20 protein-coding genes and 1 pseudogene are annotated in these 18,589 nt (G+C 40.0%); 16 read left to right on the forward strand and 5 right to left on the reverse strand.

Annotated elements, in window-relative coordinates; genetic code table 11:
• Position 1 precedes the first annotated feature (1 nt).
• Positions 2 to 1,171 (forward strand): glycosyltransferase, encoded by a 1,170-nt coding sequence (locus C4S38_RS14125; RefSeq protein ID WP_103984229.1) that lies wholly within the window; start codon positions 2 to 4, stop codon positions 1,169 to 1,171.
• A 2-nt stretch (positions 1,172 to 1,173) separates the two neighbouring features.
• Here C4S38_RS14125 and cdd read toward each other — a convergent pair whose 3' ends face one another.
• On the reverse strand, positions 1,174 to 1,650 hold the full coding sequence (gene cdd / locus C4S38_RS14130; RefSeq protein ID WP_103984230.1) for a cytidine deaminase: 477 nt from the start codon (positions 1,648 to 1,650) through the stop codon (positions 1,174 to 1,176).
• Positions 1,651 to 1,896: 246 nt separating this feature from the next.
• Between cdd and C4S38_RS14135 the strand changes: the two genes are divergently transcribed.
• The 9 genes from C4S38_RS14135 (at position 1,897) to C4S38_RS14175 (ending at position 10,507) form a co-directional block, all read left to right on the forward strand.
• Positions 1,897 to 2,811, forward strand: coding sequence for a glucosaminidase domain-containing protein (locus tag C4S38_RS14135; RefSeq protein WP_103984231.1), 915 nt, complete (start codon positions 1,897 to 1,899; stop codon positions 2,809 to 2,811).
• A 47-nt stretch (positions 2,812 to 2,858) separates the two neighbouring features.
• Positions 2,859 to 4,025 carry an AIR synthase related protein gene (locus C4S38_RS14140; RefSeq protein ID WP_103984232.1) on the forward strand — a complete coding sequence of 389 codons (1,167 nt, stop codon included), beginning with the start codon at positions 2,859 to 2,861 and terminating at the stop codon, positions 4,023 to 4,025.
• Positions 4,026 to 4,033: 8 nt separating this feature from the next.
• The gene (gene prfA, locus C4S38_RS14145; RefSeq protein WP_099464133.1) at positions 4,034 to 5,143 is read left to right on the forward strand and encodes a peptide chain release factor 1; all 1,110 of its coding nucleotides are present in this window, start codon (positions 4,034 to 4,036) and stop codon (positions 5,141 to 5,143) included.
• A gap of 39 nt (positions 5,144 to 5,182) precedes the next feature.
• Positions 5,183 to 6,025, forward strand: a complete 843-nt coding sequence (gene pyrF / locus C4S38_RS14150) for an orotidine-5'-phosphate decarboxylase (protein WP_103984233.1) — start codon at positions 5,183 to 5,185, stop codon at positions 6,023 to 6,025.
• A 90-nt stretch (positions 6,026 to 6,115) separates the two neighbouring features.
• A complete protein-coding gene (gene lpxD / locus C4S38_RS14155; RefSeq protein ID WP_103984234.1) occupies positions 6,116 to 7,156 on the forward strand; it encodes a UDP-3-O-(3-hydroxymyristoyl)glucosamine N-acyltransferase in 1,041 nt (346 codons plus the stop codon).
• Positions 7,157 to 7,166: 10 nt separating this feature from the next.
• A complete protein-coding gene (locus C4S38_RS14160) occupies positions 7,167 to 8,552 on the forward strand; it encodes a bifunctional UDP-3-O-[3-hydroxymyristoyl] N-acetylglucosamine deacetylase/3-hydroxyacyl-ACP dehydratase (protein WP_103984235.1) in 1,386 nt (461 codons plus the stop codon).
• A gap of 11 nt (positions 8,553 to 8,563) precedes the next feature.
• Positions 8,564 to 9,349, forward strand: a complete 786-nt coding sequence (gene lpxA, locus C4S38_RS14165; protein ID WP_103984236.1) for an acyl-ACP--UDP-N-acetylglucosamine O-acyltransferase — start codon at positions 8,564 to 8,566, stop codon at positions 9,347 to 9,349.
• 141 nt (positions 9,350 to 9,490) lie between these two features.
• On the forward strand, positions 9,491 to 10,051 hold the full coding sequence (locus C4S38_RS14170) for an IS1096 element passenger TnpR family protein (RefSeq protein WP_099464138.1): 561 nt from the start codon (positions 9,491 to 9,493) through the stop codon (positions 10,049 to 10,051).
• Between the two features lie 189 nt (positions 10,052 to 10,240).
• On the forward strand, positions 10,241 to 10,507 hold the full coding sequence (locus tag C4S38_RS14175) for a GNAT family N-acetyltransferase (RefSeq protein WP_103984237.1): 267 nt from the start codon (positions 10,241 to 10,243) through the stop codon (positions 10,505 to 10,507).
• Between the two features lie 18 nt (positions 10,508 to 10,525).
• Here C4S38_RS14175 and C4S38_RS14180 read toward each other — a convergent pair whose 3' ends face one another.
• On the reverse strand, positions 10,526 to 11,254 hold the full coding sequence (locus C4S38_RS14180; protein ID WP_103984238.1) for an SDR family NAD(P)-dependent oxidoreductase: 729 nt from the start codon (positions 11,252 to 11,254) through the stop codon (positions 10,526 to 10,528).
• 39 nt (positions 11,255 to 11,293) lie between these two features.
• Positions 11,294 to 11,665, reverse strand: coding sequence for a DMT family protein (locus C4S38_RS14185; protein WP_099464141.1), 372 nt, complete (start codon positions 11,663 to 11,665; stop codon positions 11,294 to 11,296).
• Between the two features lie 150 nt (positions 11,666 to 11,815).
• Between C4S38_RS14185 and miaA the strand changes: the two genes are divergently transcribed.
• Positions 11,816 to 12,709: a tRNA (adenosine(37)-N6)-dimethylallyltransferase MiaA gene (gene miaA / locus C4S38_RS14190; RefSeq protein ID WP_103984239.1), complete on the forward strand. Its 894-nt coding sequence runs from the start codon at positions 11,816 to 11,818 to the stop codon at positions 12,707 to 12,709.
• On the opposite strand, the gene C4S38_RS14195 is transcribed toward miaA, so the two are convergent.
• Positions 12,691 to 13,431 carry a tRNA 2-thiocytidine biosynthesis TtcA family protein gene (locus tag C4S38_RS14195; protein ID WP_103984260.1) on the reverse strand — a complete coding sequence of 247 codons (741 nt, stop codon included), beginning with the start codon at positions 13,429 to 13,431 and terminating at the stop codon, positions 12,691 to 12,693. The two genes, miaA and C4S38_RS14195, sit on opposite strands and share 19 nt — an antisense overlap.
• A 285-nt stretch (positions 13,432 to 13,716) precedes the next feature.
• Between C4S38_RS14195 and C4S38_RS14200 the strand changes: the two genes are divergently transcribed.
• The 5 genes and pseudogenes from C4S38_RS14200 to C4S38_RS14220 form a co-directional block, all read left to right on the forward strand.
• On the forward strand, positions 13,717 to 15,156 hold the full coding sequence (locus C4S38_RS14200; protein WP_103984240.1) for a tetratricopeptide repeat protein: 1,440 nt from the start codon (positions 13,717 to 13,719) through the stop codon (positions 15,154 to 15,156).
• 18 nt (positions 15,157 to 15,174) lie between these two features.
• Positions 15,175 to 15,654 (forward strand): NfeD family protein, encoded by a 480-nt coding sequence (locus C4S38_RS14205; protein ID WP_099464144.1) that lies wholly within the window; start codon positions 15,175 to 15,177, stop codon positions 15,652 to 15,654.
• Positions 15,655 to 15,678: 24 nt separating this feature from the next.
• Positions 15,679 to 16,671, forward strand: coding sequence for a flotillin-like protein FloA (gene floA / locus C4S38_RS14210; RefSeq protein ID WP_099464145.1), 993 nt, complete (start codon positions 15,679 to 15,681; stop codon positions 16,669 to 16,671).
• 3 nt (positions 16,672 to 16,674) lie between these two features.
• Positions 16,675 to 17,544, forward strand: a complete 870-nt coding sequence (locus tag C4S38_RS14215; protein ID WP_103984241.1) for a nucleoside phosphorylase — start codon at positions 16,675 to 16,677, stop codon at positions 17,542 to 17,544.
• A 102-nt stretch (positions 17,545 to 17,646) separates the two neighbouring features.
• Positions 17,647 to 17,826 (forward strand): annotated as a pseudogene (locus C4S38_RS14220) (ribose-5-phosphate isomerase A); the annotation flags it as partial.
• Positions 17,827 to 17,832: 6 nt separating this feature from the next.
• Here C4S38_RS14220 and C4S38_RS14225 read toward each other — a convergent pair.
• Complete coding sequence (locus C4S38_RS14225) at positions 17,833 to 18,582, reverse strand: nitroreductase family protein (protein ID WP_099464148.1); 750 nt, start codon at positions 18,580 to 18,582, stop codon at positions 17,833 to 17,835.
• Positions 18,583 to 18,589 lie beyond the last annotated feature (7 nt).

Below are 18,589 nucleotides of genomic sequence, written 5' to 3' on the forward strand. Positions count from 1 at the left end.
AATGGAACAAATATTTGTATTCAATACAATAGAGATTGCTTTTATGGGGGCAGTCTCTATATTATTTACCATACAATTATTATACTATTTGGTCATTTATGCGAGACCTATCCGGACTTCTGCTAATAAAATGCCATTGGCTTCGGGCGGCCAACCGCCTGTATCTGTTATTGTCTATGCTAAAAACGAATCCGAAAACCTGGAGAAATATCTGCCGTCACTTCTCACGCAAGATTATCCAGACTATGAGATAATTGTCGTAAATGACGGATCTACAGATGAAAGCGACAATGTCCTGAAAGCCTATGAAAACGAATATAAACACCTTTATCACACCTATATCCCCGAGGATGTAAAATACCTGAGCCGTAAAAAACTTGCTCTCACAGTAGGAATAAAAGCAGCTAAAAATGAAATACTTTTATTTACCGAAGCAAATTGTTATCCGTTAAGTAACCGATGGATTCATGCCATGGCAAAAGCATATCAGCCAACCACATCCATTGTTTTAGGTTACTGTGCTTATGGAAATCATAAAGGTTTTCTACACAAACTTATAGCTTACGACAATCTGTTAAGCGGAATCCAATACATATCATCAGCCTTAGCCCAACATCCTTATACGGGAAATGGAAGGAATTTATCGTACACAAAAGACCTGTTTTTCAAACATAAAGGCTATTACAAATCATTAAATCTGCATGCAGGAGATGATGACTTATTCATCAATGAATCAGCAAGCAAAAAGAATACAATAGTGGAATATTCGGCCGATAGCATCACTGAAATGGCTAAAATAGAATATTTCAAAATATGGAAGGAAATGAAAGTATCGCGGGCAGCAACCCGACGGTTTTATAAAGGTAAACGCCTTATGTTTTACAGAATGGAGACAATGAGTTTCTTCCTTTTTCTGGCATTTGTCATTGCATCCATCATATTTGGTATTCAAAGCAACTGGTTAATAACAATATGGGGAATACTACTCTATATAATACTTTTCATTACAAAAGCTGTGATTCTGCATAAGTCTGCCAAATTATTACAACAAAAGCCTTTAACAGGCTGGCTCCCATTCATAGAAATAGTACAACCGATATTCAATCTATACGTACGTATTTACCGCATATTCAGAGGAAAAAATGACTATACATTTCGTTTAGGGAAATAACACTAAGGTAATTCATCTCCGTTAAAACAAAGAGGTAATAAAGCCTTCGCACTTTCAATTACAGAAACATGGCTTTTGTTGTAAAGGAGTATTTTAACCGGCGAATTATAGCGTTTTTCCACTTCCAGCAAAACCTGACGGCAAGCTCCACAGGGTGTGATATTCTGTACCTGTTTACCATCGGATATAGCAGCAACAGCAATAGCACATACCGGAATTCCAGGGTATTGAGCACCTGCATAAAACAAAGCAACCCGTTCTGCACACAATCCTGAAGGGTAAGCTGCATTTTCCTGATTACTTCCACAAACTATTTCTCCGTTTGCCAACAATGCAGCAGCACCAACCTGAAAATGCGAATAAAATGCGTAAGCTGTTTCTGCAGCTTTTAATGCTTTTTGAGCAAGTTTCCGAAACTCGTTAGACAGTTCATCAATTTGTAACTGAGTTACCCGAATTTCAAATATTATTTCCTTCATGCTTCCGACTCTTTATATTGGCAAATATATAAAATATATAACGAAAATCATCCCGATCATTTTTTCATTTCATCGGGATGATTAAAAAAAATGATCGGGATGATTTTTTTCTTTCAAACTTAAAAATACAATTTATCTGCTGAAACAGTGAGATCAAAGATACGTTTATTTTATAAAACATGAGGTAAAATCGGTTCGTTGTATTTATCTTTGCGAAAATAATTACTCATAAGGAAACAAAGAATTATGAAATTTCTTGTACGCGTCTGCGGACTTATTGCACTGTTAATAACACTATATGCCACTGGTGCCAGTGGGCAACGTAAACTAGCATCTTATCAGAAATATATTAAAGAATACAGTGGATTGGCTGTAGATCACCAGCGTAAATATCGCATTCCCGCAAGTATAACTCTTGCACAAGGTTTATTGGAATCAGGAGCAGGACAAAGCAATTTAGCTCAACGTTCCAATAATCATTTCGGAATCAAATGCCATGCCGAATGGCGCGGAGGCCGGGTATATCATGATGATGATTTGCGAGGCGAATGCTTCCGCAAATACAAGCGCGTAGAAGATTCTTATACGGATCATTCAAAATTTCTTGCAGAACGTTCACGCTATGCTTCTTTATTCAAATTAAATATCAAAGACTATAAAGGTTGGGCCAGAGGATTACAAAAATGCGGCTACGCAACAGATCGTGCTTATGCAAATAAACTAATCAAAGTAATTGAGGATTATGAACTTTACCGCTTTGACTCCAATAAAGGGAAAAATAGGGTATCAAAACAATCGCAAAGTTCATCCTATACAACTGTTAAACGAACAATTTACCGAACCAACGGCCTTCTTTATGTATATGCAATAGACAACGACAGCTTCGACCGGATAGCAGCCAGTTTAGGCTTCAAAGCAAAAGAACTGATAAAATACAACGAAGTTCCCGAAGACTTTCCTTTACAGAAAGGAGACATCGTTTATCTGGAAAAGAAAAAGAAGAAAGCCGACAAGCCAAGCTATGACCATGTGGTACAAATTGGCGAGTCTATGCACAGTATCTCCCAGAGGTATGGAATACAGCTGAAGAGCTTATATAAATTAAATAAAAAGCATAAAGATTATATTCCTGAAGAAGGAGATGTGCTAAAACTTAGATAAGTAACATAAAAAAGTATTACCTTTGCGATTCAAAATAAAGTATTACAATGAGTGACCAACGTTATAACCTGCGCGGCGTATCAGCTTCAAAGGAAGATGTTCACAACGCAATAAAGAACATCGACAAGGGAATTTTCCCAAAAGCTTTCTGTAAAATTATACCGGACATTCTGGGAGGTGATCCCGGATATTGCAACATTATGCACGCAGATGGCGCCGGCACAAAATCATCCCTTGCTTACATGTACTGGAAAGAGACCGGAGACATTTCGGTATGGAAAGGTATTGCGCAGGATGCACTAATTATGAATATTGACGACCTGCTTTGTGTAGGAGCTGTAGATAATATACTTGTTTCATCTACAATAGGACGTAATAAACTATTGATTCCCGGAGAAGCAATTTCCGCCATTATAAACGGAACAGACGAGCTACTGGCAGAATTACGCGAGTTAGGTGTTGGTTGCTATGCTACCGGAGGCGAAACTGCCGATGTTGGCGATTTAGTACGCACTATAATTGTTGACAGTACTGTAACTTGCCGAATGAAGCGTGCCGACGTAATAGACAACAAAAACATTCAAGGCGGCGACGTAATCGTAGGTATGGCTTCTTTTGGACAAGCAACATACGAAAAAGAGTATAATGGCGGCACAGGTAGTAACGGGCTTACATCCGCCCGCCATGATGTGTTTGCTAAATATCTGGCATCAAAATATCCCGAAAGTTATGATGCAGCCGTACCGGAAGAGCTTGTTTATTCCGGCAAATTAAAATTAACAGACCAGATCGAAGAATTAGGTATCGATGCAGGAAAATTAGTACTGTCCCCTACCCGGACTTATGCACCCGTAATCAAGGTATTACTTGACAAATTACGTCCGCATATCCATGGAATGGTTCACTGCTCGGGTGGAGCGCAAACAAAAGTAATGCATTTTGTAGAAAACAAACGGGTAACAAAAAACAACCTGTTCCCTATCCCTCCATTATTCCGTATCATCCAGGAACAAAGCGGAACGGATTGGAGTGAAATGTATAAAGTGTTTAACATGGGGCACCGCATGGAAATATACATCGCTCCGGAATATGCAGATGAAGTAATCAGCATTTCCAAGAGTTTTGGCATCGATGCACAAATAGTAGGTTTCGTAGAAGAAGCCCCGAAGAATGAATTGATTATTGAAAGCGAAAAAGGTCGCTTTGTTTATTAATATATTAAATGGCAGAAAGCAATTTATTAGATAAATTAGACGGATTGGTAAGCCGTTTTGAAGAAGTCGGTACATTAATTACCGACCCGGCAGTGATTGCCGATATGAAACGGTTCGTTAAACTGAATAAAGAATACCGCGACCTTGAAAAGATTGTAAATACACGTGAGGTATATGTAAAAACTCTAAACGGCATCCAGGAAGCGCGTGAGATATTGGACAACGAGCAAGACCCTGAAATGAGAGAAATGGCTCGTGAAGAGTTAGACGCATGTAACACACGTATTCCGGAATTAGAAGAAGAGATTAAATTACTTCTGGTTCCTACCGATCCCCAGGACGACAAAAATGCAATTGTTGAAATACGTGGGGGAACGGGCGGTGATGAAGCTGCACTTTTTGCCGGAGATCTTTACCGGATGTATATAAAATACTGCGAAGCTAAAGGCTGGAAAGTATCCGTGTCCAGCATAAGCGAAGGTTCGTCGGGAGGATTTAAAGAAATCATTTTCACTGTTAGTGGCGAAAAAGTATACGGAACGCTTAAATACGAATCCGGAGTACATCGCGTACAACGCGTACCTGCAACAGAAACGCAAGGACGTGTACACACATCGGCAGCTACCGTAGCAGTATTACCCGAAGCTGACGAATTCGATGTGGAAATAAACGAAGGGGAAATCAAATGGGATACTTTCCGTTCAGGAGGTGCCGGTGGCCAGAATGTTAACAAGGTTGAATCCGGTGTCCGTTTAAGATATGTATGGAAAAATCCCAACACAGGTATAAGTGAAGAAATTTTGATTGAATGTACAGAGACACGCGACCAACCGAAAAATAAGGAACGTGCTCTTACCCGTCTTCGCTCATTCATATACGACAAAGAACACCAGAAATATCTGGATGATATAGCTAGTAAGCGTAAGACAATGGTCTCTACAGGCGACCGTTCGGCAAAAATTCGCACATATAATTATCCGCAAGGACGTATAACCGATCATCGCATCAATTATACTATTTACAATCTGTCTGCTTTCATGGATGGAGACATACAAGGATGCATCGATCAACTGATTGTAGCAGAAAATGCAGAACGTCTGAAAGAGTCAGAATTATAAACACGGAATACATCATTTAAAAGAAGATATTTAAAGGGTATGAACAAACAACAGTTATTTGAAAACATTAAAAAGAAACAGTCTTTCCTTTGTGTTGGACTAGACACTGATATAAAAAAGATTCCTCAGCATTTATTGTCAGAGGAAGATCCTATTTTTGCATTCAACAAAGCAATCATTGATGCAACAGCCGACTATAGTATAGCCTATAAACCCAATTTAGCTTTTTATGAGAGTTTAGGTGTAAAAGGAATGAACGCTTTTGAAAAGACCGTTTCATATTTGAAAACCAATTACCCGGATCAATTCATCATTGCGGATGCCAAACGCGGTGACATTGGAAATACTTCTGAAATGTATGCCCGCTCTTTCTTCGACCATATCAAAGTTGATGCTGTCACTGTAGCACCCTATATGGGAGAAGATAGTGTAAAACCATTCCTCATTTACCCGGAGGCGTGGGTAATTTTGTTGGCATTGACTTCAAACAAAGGTTCACATGATTTCCAATTGACAGAAGATGCTAATGGCGAACGTCTGTTTGAAAAAGTATTGAAAAAATCTCAAGAATGGGCAACCGATGAACAAATGATGTATGTTGTAGGTGCAACGCAAGGCAAAATGTTCTTAGACATCCGCAAACAGGTTCCGAACCACTTCCTGCTTGTTCCGGGAATTGGTGCTCAAGGAGGCAGTTTAGCTGAAGTTGCACAATACGGAATGAATGATATGTGTGGTTTACTGGTAAATTCGTCACGAGCTATCATATATGCAGATAAATCAGAAAATTTTGCTTCTTTCGCCCGCGAAGCAGCGCAAGCCGTACAAAAAGAAATGGCAGGCTACCTGTATGATAAAGGAATAATTCCTTGTAAAGCATAGGCAAAACAAATATTTTTCACCATTTTTGCAAATCGGTTTATCTTAATATCAGACATAACCAACAGATATACTTAATAATATTAATATATAATGGAGTTTTCAGCCCAACAAATTGCAAGCTTTCTGGGAGGAACAATAGAGGGGAATCCCGATGTGAAAGTAAGCAACTTTTCTAAGATAGAAGAAGGCAAACCAGGAACATTATCATTTCTGGCCAACCCCAAGTATGAACATCACATCTATAACACCGAAGCTAGTATTGTTTTGGTTAACAATGATTTCACTCCCACAGAACCAGTAAAGGCAACTCTGGTGAAAGTAGCAAACGCTTATGCAGGATTAGCCATGTTGCTCAATATGGTTGAACAGACTAAGAAGCCAAAGGCTGGAATAAACTCAACTGCATTTATCGCAACGACTGCCACTATAGGAGAAGGATGTTATATCGGTAATTTTGCTTATATCGGAGAAAACGTAAAACTGGGCAATAATTGTCAGGTTTATCCCCATGCTTATGTTGGAGACAATGTAACTATAGGTGATAACTGTATATTATATCCTCATATCACAGTCTACAGAGATTGTATTATCGGAAACAACTGTATCCTGCACGCTGGTTGTGTGATAGGTGCCGATGGATTCGGTTTTGCCCCCGAAGGTGAAAGTTATAAAAAAATACCCCAACTAGGCAATGTAATTATTGAAGATAATGTAGAAATCGGAGCAAACACTACTATCGACCGTGCCGTAATGGATTCTACAATTATTCGCAAGGGTGTAAAGTTGGACAATTTGGTTCAAATAGCACATAATGTTGAAGTAGGCGATAACACGGTAATGGCTTCCCAGGTAGGAATTGCAGGTTCCGTAAAAATCGGCAAGCATTGCATGTTTGGAGGACAAGTCGGATTGGCTGGTCATATTCATATTGCAGACAATGTGGTATTCGGAGCACAAGCTGGCGTTATAAGCGATATAAAAGAAGCTACAACCGTATTAGGTGCACCCGCTATTAATGCAAAAGCATTTATGCGTTCCAGTGCTATTTTTAGCCGTCTGCCGGATATGTACCGTACTATGGGACAATTGCAACGCGAGATAGAACAACTCAAGAAAGAAATTAATAAATAACATAAATTCTATGCATAAACAAAAGACGCTTGCAGCAAGTTTCTCTTTACACGGGAAAGGGTTGCACACGGGATTAGATATACAAATTACATTTAATCCGGCTCCTGAAAATCATGGATACAAAATTAAACGTGTTGATCTTCCGGATCAACCGGAGATCGATGCTTTGGCAGAAAATGTTGTAAATACACAACGTGGTACTGTTCTTTCCAAAAACAATGTCCAGATAAGCACTGTAGAACATGCTATGGCTGCTCTTTATGCTTTTGGTATTGACAACTGCCTGATAGAAGTAAACGCACCCGAATTTCCTATATTAGACGGAAGTTCCCGCTTTTATACAGAAGAAATCCAGAAAGTAGGCGTAGCAGAACAAAACGCCCCGAAGGATTACTATATTGTAAAGCACAAAATAGAAGTAAAAGATGAAGAAACCGGTTCATCTCTTGTTGTCCTGCCGGACGACAAGTTTAGCATTAATGTTCTGATCTCTTTCGATTCTCCTGTTTTGTCAAACCAATTCGCAACATTAAACGACCTGAGCGAATTTCCTACCGAACTTGCAGCATCACGCACCTTCGTTTTTGTACGCGAAGTTGAGATGTTATTAAAAAACAACCTGATTAAGGGGGGAGATTTAGATAACGCAATTGTTATCTACGACCAAAAAGTTTCTCAGGAATCCCTCGACAAACTGGCTGATATGCTTAACATTCCTCACAAGAATGTACAAGACCTCGGATATATTAATAATAAGCCGTTGGTATTCGACAATGAACCAGCGCGCCATAAGTTGATCGATGTTATCGGAGATATAGCTCTAATCGGAAAACCGATCCGTGGCCGGATCATAGCAACCCGTCCGGGACATAAGATCAATAACCAGCTAGCACGTATGATCCGTAAAGATATCAAACTAAACGAAGTACAAGCTCCTGTTTATGATCCGAACACTACCCCCGTAATGGACATCAACCGCATCCGCGAACTATTGCCACACCGTTATCCATTCTTATTAGTTGATAAAATCATTGAGATTGGTGGTGATTATATAGTTGGTATAAAGAATATCACGACTAACGAACCTTTCTTTCAAGGACATTTCCCACAAGAGCCTGTTACGCCCGGCGTGCTTTTGGTTGAAGCAATGGCGCAAACCGGAGGTTTATTAGTACTGAACTCTGTAGATGAACCCGAACGCTACTCCACTTACTTCATGAAAATAGACGGTGTCAAGTTCCGTCAGAAAGTAGTACCGGGTGATACTTTGATTTTACGCTTAGAATTGTTAGCTCCTATTCGACGCGGTATTTCTACCATGAAAGGATATATCTTCGTTGGCGACAAACTGGTTTGCGAAGCAGAATTCATGGCACAAATTGTCAAAAACAAATAATACATACAGAAATGAATATATCTTCACTAGCAGTTGTTCATCCCGAAGCAAAGATCGGCGAGAATGTAACGATCGATCCGTTTGCAATCATTGAAAAAGATGTCGTTATTGGCGACAACTGTCATATATATCCTCATGCTGTTATATTAAACGGAGCCAGAATTGGTAAAAATTGTAATATATTTCCAAGTGCCGTTGTAGCAGGCATTCCTCAGGATTTAAAATTCAAAGGAGAAGTTACAACTGCCGAAATCGGGGACAATACAACTCTGCGCGAATGTGTAACCATAAACCGCGGTACTGCTTCCAAGGGAAGCACTATTGTAGGTAGCAACTGCCTCATTATGGCATACTCGCATATTGCCCACGACTGCGTATTGAAAGACAATATTATCATTGGTAACTCTACTCAGGTTGCCGGTGAAGTCGAAATAGATGACTTTGCCATCGTGAGCGGAGGTTGTCTGGTTCACCAATTCAGCCGGATTTCAAAGCATGTTATGGTACAGGGCGGTTCACGTATTGGTAAAGATATTCCTCCTTACACGCTGATCGGACGTGATCCGATTGTATATTGCGGTATAAATATTGTAGGTCTGCGTCGTCGCGGATTCACAAACCAACAAGTATTCCTGATCCAGGATATTTATCGCACATTATATACTCGCGGATTAAATAATACAGAAGCGCTGAAAGCTATTGAGACCGAATACGAACCAAGTGAAGAAAGAGATTTGATATTAAATTTCATCAAATCTTCCAGCCGCGGAATCGTCAGAGGTTCGATAGACGAATAATTCATCCAGAAGATATAAGTAAAATAAGCGACCTCCCCCATCTCCGACAAAGAGATAAGGAGGTCGCTTATTTTTTACCCTATTTATAAAGATAAATAGATATTTTTACTACTTTTGAAGCATCAAAAAACAAGTAAGATTATGCTATTTAGATTTCTTATCCTATCAGATGAAGTTGATGACTTCAAACGTGAAATCAAGATCGATTCCGAAGCCACCTTCTTGGATTTACATAACGCAATCCTGGATTCCGTAGGTTATACAAAAGACCAGATGTGCTCTTTCTTTATTTGCGATGACGATTGGAGCAAGAAAACAGAAATCACTTTAGTTGAAATGGACACTTCTTCTGAAGTAGATAGTTATATCATGGAAGAAACTCCATTGGAAGAACTTTTGGAAGATGAACATCAAAAATTGCTTTTCGTATTCGACTACATGACAGAGCGCGCTTTCTTTATGGAATTACGCGAGATAGTACCCGGAAAAGATTTGGACAAACCAGTTTGCAGCAAGTCCATTGGCATGCCACCCGCCCAAGTTATTTCTTTCGATGAATTTGAAACCAAGAACAATAGTACCGAAATAGGAGAAGACTTTTACGGCGATTCCGAATATGACATTGACGAACTGGATAAAGAAGGTTTTGAAGGATTAGGAGAAGGGCCTATGGATAATCCTTACGATGACGAAAAATTCTAAAACAATTACTTAATACATAAAAAGAAAGCATCTGCTGTAATAATCTTTACAAACGGATGCTTTCTTTTTATATACCCGTTCCTTATTAATCAGACCTCCCCAAAAACAATTCATCTGTTTAATCCGTTATAAAAACAAACGGCATTGTATAGTTGTAATATAAACTTTAAACTTCATAAAACTATAAATATGGAATACCAGATAGTACATTATCCGGAAAAACATCGCTTCGAAACAGAAGTAGACGGAATAAAAGCTTACGTAGAATACCGCTTATATGACGGAGGTCTCGATATCTTACATACAGTCGTTCCTCGTCCGATAGAAGGTAGAGGCATTGCTGCCGCTTTAGTCAAACATGCATACGATTATGCAAGAAGCAACAGATTGAGAGCTTTGGCAACCTGTTCTTATGCTGTTGTCTGGTTAAACAGGCATCCTGAATATAAAGAATAACGAAAGCCGGCTTTACACTTAATTATTTCTAACCGGTAAGTTACGCCAAAGCCAACGGGGAATCATCCTCCAGAAAAAGACAAGCACCGCATACCGGAAATCAATAGTTGCAACATGCCGTTTATTATTCAAAGCCCGGATTATATGTGAAGCAACTTTATCCGCATGCATTAGCATCGGGTATTTATCATTCTTCAACAAAGCAGTCGCAACAAACCCCGGACGAACGTCGGTAAATCGGATATTCAGTTTCTCCATACAGGATAATTGTTCCAGTGCTTCAATATAGGTATTCTGAAAACGTTTCGTAGCCGAATAAGCCGGAGCCGATCCCAAACCTTTTGTTCCGGCAATAGAACTGATTACAGCAATATGTCCTCCGCTTTGTTTCCTGAAATAATCAAAAGCAGTGGTCACCATACGTATAAAACCTTCCACATTTGTCTTTGCCGTATTTAATTCGATCCGTATATCTAGTTGCAGATTCTGACTACCAACACCCGAACTCAGAAAAAACAAATCCATTCCCCCCAACTTATTTATCAGTAGTTGCAACTTTTCAGGAGCATCCGCATCGGTTACGTCCAACACCTGTATTTCTACCTTTTCCGGGGCAAGAGCCTGAAATTTTTCAAGTTCCTCCTGTCTGCGGCCAGCCACCCCTATCCGCCATCCCAGCTTCAAATATCCTTTTGCCACTTCGTTACCAATACCTGAAGTTGCACCAACTATGACAATTCTTTTCATAGGACAAACCGATTATTACTAATTAAGAATAAAAAGATTTCATTTCTTAAATACCAGATAAACCGCTGCAACCAGCAACACACAGGCTAAAGCATGGTTCCATTTAAACGATTCTCCTTTAAAAGCAATCGTACTGAAGCAAACAAAAACAATTAGTGTAATTACTTCCTGTATCACCTTCAACTGTATCAGATTAAACGGTCCTCCATTCTCGCGGAAGCCGATACGGTTTGCCGGCACCTGGCAACAATACTCAAAAAAGGCAATTATCCAGCTAAATAAGATTACTCCTATCAATGGCAAATGCTCAAACCAACTAAACTGCTGCTTCATCTTCAAATGCCCGTACCACGCACACGTCATAAAAATATTAGAAACAATCAACAATAAAATAGTATAAAACCCCTGCATAATGTTATCTGTATTAACTCTTAATAAGGCGCAAAATTATACATAATCTGCAATAGGCAACCGTTTCCTCTTCAAAATATTCGTATCTTTGAACCACCCTTGGCTGCAAAAACGCAGTAAAGGTTGCGTATATTTTACAGATCGTCTCCTATGAACACATTAATCATATTATTAGGCCCTACAGGAGTGGGCAAAACAGAACTCAGTCTACGTATTGCCGAACATTTCCGTGCCCCCATCATTTCTGCCGACTCACGCCAGTTATACCGCGATCTGCCAATCGGCACAGCTGCTCCTACGGCAGCCCAAATGGCACGGGTAAAACATTATCTGGTAGGTACATTAGCACTGACCGACTATTATAGCGCCAGTAATTTCGAAGAAGAAGTAGTATCTCTCCTCCCTTCTTTATACCAAACTACCTCAACCGTTATTATGACTGGCGGTTCTATGATGTATATTGATGCTGTGACAAAAGGCATAGACGATATTCCTACGGTAACGCCGGAAATACGTAATTCCATTTATGCCCAATTCGAACGCGAAGGATTAGCCAATATATTGGCAGAGCTGAAAGTATCCGATCCTGTGCATTATGAAGAAGTAGACCGGAATAACTATAAGCGTGTTATTCATGCTGTTGAGATTTGCCGTATGACCGGAAAGCCCTACTCCTCTTTCCGTACGAATATAAGAAAAGAACGTCCGTTCAAAATAATAAAAGTAGGTTTAACACGCGAACGCGAAGAGCTATGCAACCGGATCAATCTCCGTGTAGATCAAATGATGGCTGACGGATTACTGGAAGAAGCCCGGCGGGTATATCCATATAAACACCTCAATTCGCTGAACACAGTAGGCTATAAAGAACTTTTCAATTATCTGGACGGTGCATGGACATTAGATTTTGCTGTAGAAAAAATTAAACGCAACTCACGCGTTTATGCCCGTAAACAGATGACCTGGTTTAAACGCGACGAAGAAATCCGCTGGTTCCATCCGGATAACGAAGCGGGAATCTTGTCTTATTTATGTGGTAAGTAATCTTGCTGGATATTCGTCATACTAGCCCAGATACTATAGCGGGCTTCGGGATTAATAGCCTCCAGGCGTGCAAGAACATCCTTCATTTCAGAACGGCTTGAACCGGATTCATACGGACAGTTCTTTATTTGTTTCCGATAACCTTTCCATTCTGCAATACGGATTAATTCTTTCTCTTCTACCAAACATAAGGGACGAATAATTTCCATATCAAATTTGTCCATTTTCAGTTTAGGCGGCATTGTCCCGAAAGCTCCCTGATGAATCATATTCATTAGTAAAGTTTGCAAGATATCGTCTTGATGGTGCCCTAAGGCTATTTTATTGCAACCATTTGCTTTTGCTATATCAAACAAAGCCTTCCGGCGTGTCCACGAACAAAGGAAACAAGGCGACTTACGCGTATCGGTAGAAGCATCGAAGCCCGTTTCATGCACAATGAAAGGCAAACCATGTTCATCGGCACAACTTTTCAGATAATCTAAATCCGAATGATACGGGATAGTAGACATTACAATATGGGTGACCACTACCCCGAACTTAGGACGGAATATTTTAGAACGGCGCCCCAGCAAATCCACTAGAGCCAGCGAATCTTTCCCCCCCGACAAACCAACCAATATTCGGTCTCCGTCTTGAATCAGGCTATAATCAAAAATAGCCTTCTTAACCTTTTCCTCTATTTTGCGAAACAATAATTCCTCTTCCGTCAATTTTGCCATATATAACAGTAAATACAAAAGACAAAAGTAAGCATTAATATCCGTTTCCTCCAACATTATCCTATACCCTTTTCATACAAAAAAACAGCCATTTCCTACCGACAAACGAATCGGCTCATACTTATGAATTATATAAATCGAAGTTATGAACCAAATAATTTATACTTATGATTCAATTAAATCTTCGGGATGGGAACTTTTTTTATTTACATAAGTTTTTTCACCGATTGCTTTTAATATATAAGCAAAGCCATTATCTTTGTGTACACTAGAAGACATGAAGAAATGAAACGGTTATCAAAAAAAGTAATTTATACGATAGGTATCGCTTTATTATGCGGAAGTTTGCAGGCGCAAAGCCTGGATCAAGCCAAACGATTATACACCGAAGGAAAATATGCAGAAGCCAAGCCTGTGTTTGAGAAATTAGTCAAACAAGCACCCAATAATGCTTCATATAACCATTGGTATGGCGTTTGCTGCTTTGAAACAGGAGAGCTTTCCAAAGCAGAAAAGCATCTAAGCGTTGCCGTTAAACGAAAAATTCAGGATGCTTACCGTTACTTAGGAGACGTTTATTACCAGACATACCGCTTTGACGAAGCATCTGATGTATACGAAGAATACATAGACCTTCTGACCAAAAAGAAACAACCGACAGAAACCGTAGATGCAAAACTGAATTTAGCAGAAAAGGCATCCCGTATGCTGGACAAAGTAGAGGATGTCCAGGTTATAGATAGCATGGTTGTAGACAAAAATGCTTTCCTTTCGGCTTATACATTAAGTGAAGAAAGCGGTAAGTTGATGTATTTTCAAGATTTCTTTGAAACTTCGGAGCCGGTAAACTCTACCGTTTACATGAACCAAAAAGGAGACAAAATATATTATGCCCATCCCACGGATGAAAACCATTATTGCCTGTTCAACCAATCTCTTTTGATTGACAAATGGGGAGACGAAAAACAACTACCCATGAATATTAACAGTAATGAAGACGACAATTATCCTTTTGTTCTTTCCGATGGAGTTACAATTTACTATGCATCCAAAGGAAACGGCACGCTGGGAGGCTATGATCTGTTTATAACCCGTTACAATTTAGGTTCGGACAACTATCTTACTCCGGAGCAATTAGGCATGCCCTACAATTCGCCTTATAACGATTATATGATGGTTATAGACGAGGCTAAAGGACTAGGATGGTTTGTTTCAGACCGCTATCAACCGGAAGACAAGGTATGTGTATATTTATTTATTCCTAATGACAACCGTTCACGTGTAGAAAGCGACGATATTGAAGTTAAACGGGCACATGCGACTCTTACTTCCATACAAAGCACATGGAAACATGACAGTAATTACGAAAATCTGATCAAACTGGCCCATAAGGAAATTCCTGACGGCAGAGTAGAGATTAAAAAAGACTTCGAATTTGTAATAAACGACAACACCGTATATTATACGATGGATGACATCAAAAGCCCCGAAGCCAAGAACCTCTATTCGAAAGTAGTAACATTAAATAAACAGATCAAAGAGATTAACAATAAACTGAATAGACTGCGTACAACGTGGAACAACAGCAACAATGCCAAGCGTGATCAATTAAAGCCTCAGATTCTGCAAGCAGAAGATCAACTTTACGAATTGCAGAGCCAGCCCGCCGAACTTGAGAAGAGAGCGCGTAATGCAGAAATTAATTTCTTGAAAAAGAACAGGTGAAACAGTTAACAAACTATTATGATACTGGATATTGCCATCATTGCATTCCTTTTGATTGTAGCCATAGTGCTCATTCTGTTGGAAATATTCTTCTTACCGGGAATTACACTAGCCGGTATAGGTGGATTTATTTTTGCGGCAGGCGGCATTATATTTGCCTATTCAGCCGGGACGATGATAGGCCACATATCATTAATAGCATCGATTCTGGTTTTCGGTATCGCCTTTGTATGGCTGATGCGGTCTAATTCATTCAGCCGGGTAGCTTTAAAGACAGACATCAATTCCAAACTAACTTCAAGTCGAGATCTGGGCATCCAACCTGGCGATGAAGGTATTACTTTATCCCGTCTGGCCCCTATCGGCAAAGCCCGTATAAACGGAATCAATGTAGAGGCGAAGTCCGAAGAAGAACTTTTAGACGAAAATACTCCGGTTATCGTTGTCCGCGTAGACAGTTACAATGTGATTGTAAAACCAAAAGACGAACAAAATTAAGTTACACATTTAAAATTAAACAATATGGAAATGACCTTTTTGCCTCTTATTCTGCTGGGTGCTGCGGTACTGCTACTGGCAATCTTTTTCTATTATGTACCATTCCTGTTGTGGATATCAGCAAAAGTATCGGGTGTAAACATTTCACTGATTCAACTCTTCCTGATGAGAATCCGTAAAGTGCCTCCTTACATCATTACCCGTGCTATGATTGAAGCACATAAAGCAGGTCTGAAAACATTGACCCGTGACGAACTGGAAGCACACTATCTGGCCGGCGGACATGTAGAAAAAGTGGTTCATGCCCTTGTTTCCGCATCCAAAGCAAACATCGACCTACCCTTCCAGATGGCAACAGCAATTGACCTGGCCGGACGCGACGTGTTTCAAGCCGTACAAATGTCGGTAAACCCTAAAGTAATTGATACACCACCGGTTACAGCCGTTGCTAAAGATGGCATCCAGTTAATTGCAAAAGCCCGTGTAACAGTTCGTGCTAATATCAAACAGTTGGTAGGTGGAGCCGGAGAAGAAACAATCCTTGCCCGCGTTGGCGAAGGGATTGTATCATCAATCGGTTCGTCGGACAGTCATAAAACAGTACTCGAAAACCCGGATTCCATATCCAAACTGGTATTGCGCAAAGGGCTGGATGCCGGAACCGCTTTCGAAATCCTGTCTATCGATATTGCAGACATCGATATAGGTAAAAATATCGGGGCTTACTTACAGATGGACCAGGCGCAAGCAGATAAGAATATAGCCCAGGCAAAAGCCGAAGAACGCCGCGCAATGGCAGTAGCTCTTGAACAGGAGATGAAAGCTAAAGCACAAGAAGCGCGTGCTAAAGTTATAGAAGCAGAAGCAGAAGTTCCAAAAGCTATGGCAGATGCTTTCCGTAACGGAAATCTGGGAGTAATGGATTATTACAAGATGAAAAATATAGAAGCAGATACTTCTATGAGAGAAGCCATTGCCAAACCCAGCAGTGCTCCTTCCAAACCATTAAAAGATTAGAAGATGCAAACAATTCCCGAATCAGAATTAATAATCAATGCAGATGGAAGTGCCTTCCATCTGCATCTGAAACCTGAACAGCTAGCCGACCGCATTGTGCTTGTTGGAGACCCGTCACGCGTTACAACGGTTGCCTCTTACTTTGACAATCAGGAATGTGAAGTCTCGAGCCGGGAATTTCATACAATTACCGGAACCTACAAAGGGAAACGGATTACAGTAGTATCTCATGGCATTGGAACCGATAATATAGACATCGTACTAAACGAGTTGGATGCACTTGCTAATATAGATTTTGCAACACGTACAGTAAAACCTGAATTCCGCCAACTAACACTGGTTCGTGTAGGAACGTCGGGAGGATTACAACCTTTTACTCCGGTAGGCACTTATGTTGCGGCCGAGAAATCGATTGGTTTTGACGGTGTGCTTTATTTCTATGCCAACTCCGAGAAAGTACGTGACATTGCTTATGAGAAGGAATTAATAAATCAGCTGGATTGGAAACTAACGGGTCTGACACCTTATGTTGTTTCTGCCGACCATTCTTTGATTGAACAAATTACCCGCAATGACATCATCCGTGGCGTAACAATTGCGGCAAATGGTTTTTATGGTCCTCAGGGACGTAAGCTCCGTCTGCCACTCGCCGATCCGGATTTAAACTCAAAAATTGAAACATTCAATTACAACGGTAGCCATATTACGAATTTCGAAATGGAAAGTTCCTCGCTTGCCGGACTTTCCGCATTAATGGGACATAGAGCTATGACTGTTTGTTGCATCATAGCCGGACGTGTCAACCAGGACATGAACACAGAATACAAAGGTTCCATTCTCAACCTGATAGAGACAGTTCTGGACAGGATTTAAGTTCTTACGGATATGCAGTGGGAAAACAGTATTTTAGAAACCCTGGAATGGGGAAATAACATCAGTAATAAAGAAAAGAAAAGAAACTGAAAATCGCGGATAAGATTGCATCAATGGTCGCCAATGAAAGATGGCCCGGTAATTACAGAAAATGGCAATTTAATTTTGGATGTATGTGAAATACCGGGATATATAGAATCCGCTATCAAAGCCATTACGGGGGGCATTGAAAGCGGACTCTTTATGCACTATGACGTACAAGTAATAACGGGAGAAGAATAGATCACATTAATCTTTAATAAATCCCTGATCTTTCAACACTTTCATCAAAACTTCCGAGAAGTATTCATTATTCTTCTTTGTATAACGAATATCAGTAAAAACTTGCGCTAAGGTTTCCTTATTGTTTATCGTTACATATTGTTTGTTCACTTCCAGATTTTCCTTCTCTTTATAAAAAGCATCAATAGAAGCCGGTGTATAATCGACATACGCTTCCTGATGGACAACAGCCGACAGGGGTAAACGTTCCACTTGCTCAGGTAACGGTTCTGCGGGGTAACCAACTGTTACCGTAACAATTGGTACAACTAAATGAGGAAGAGACAAAGCTTCTATAATTTTATCCGCATTATATGCGGTTGTACCTAAATAGCAAATACCTAAACCTTTCTCTTCTGCAGCATCACAAAAACTCTGGGCAAACAACATAGCATCTATTGTAGAAGCTATAAACGTTTGCATATTATCGAAACCGGGCTCCGCTTTCCTCTGCTCCGCCCATTTCACAAAACGATTTGCATCGGCACAAAAGGTTAACACCACAGGAGCTCCCGTTATCATTGGCTGATTAAAATGTAGCGGCGACAGTTTTTCTTTATTTGCTTTATCCCGGGTTACAACAACGCTGTATAATTGCATATTCCCCGTATTGGATGCACGCGCAGCAACCTCAAGCAGTTCATTCAATAAGGTATCCGGTATATCTTGTGCTGTATATTTACGGATACTTCTTCTATTCTTCATGCTATCTGACATAACACTC

This window comes from Parabacteroides chinchillae, assembly GCF_900108035.1.
Taxonomy (GTDB): Bacteria; Bacteroidota; Bacteroidia; order Bacteroidales; family Tannerellaceae; genus Parabacteroides; species Parabacteroides chinchillae.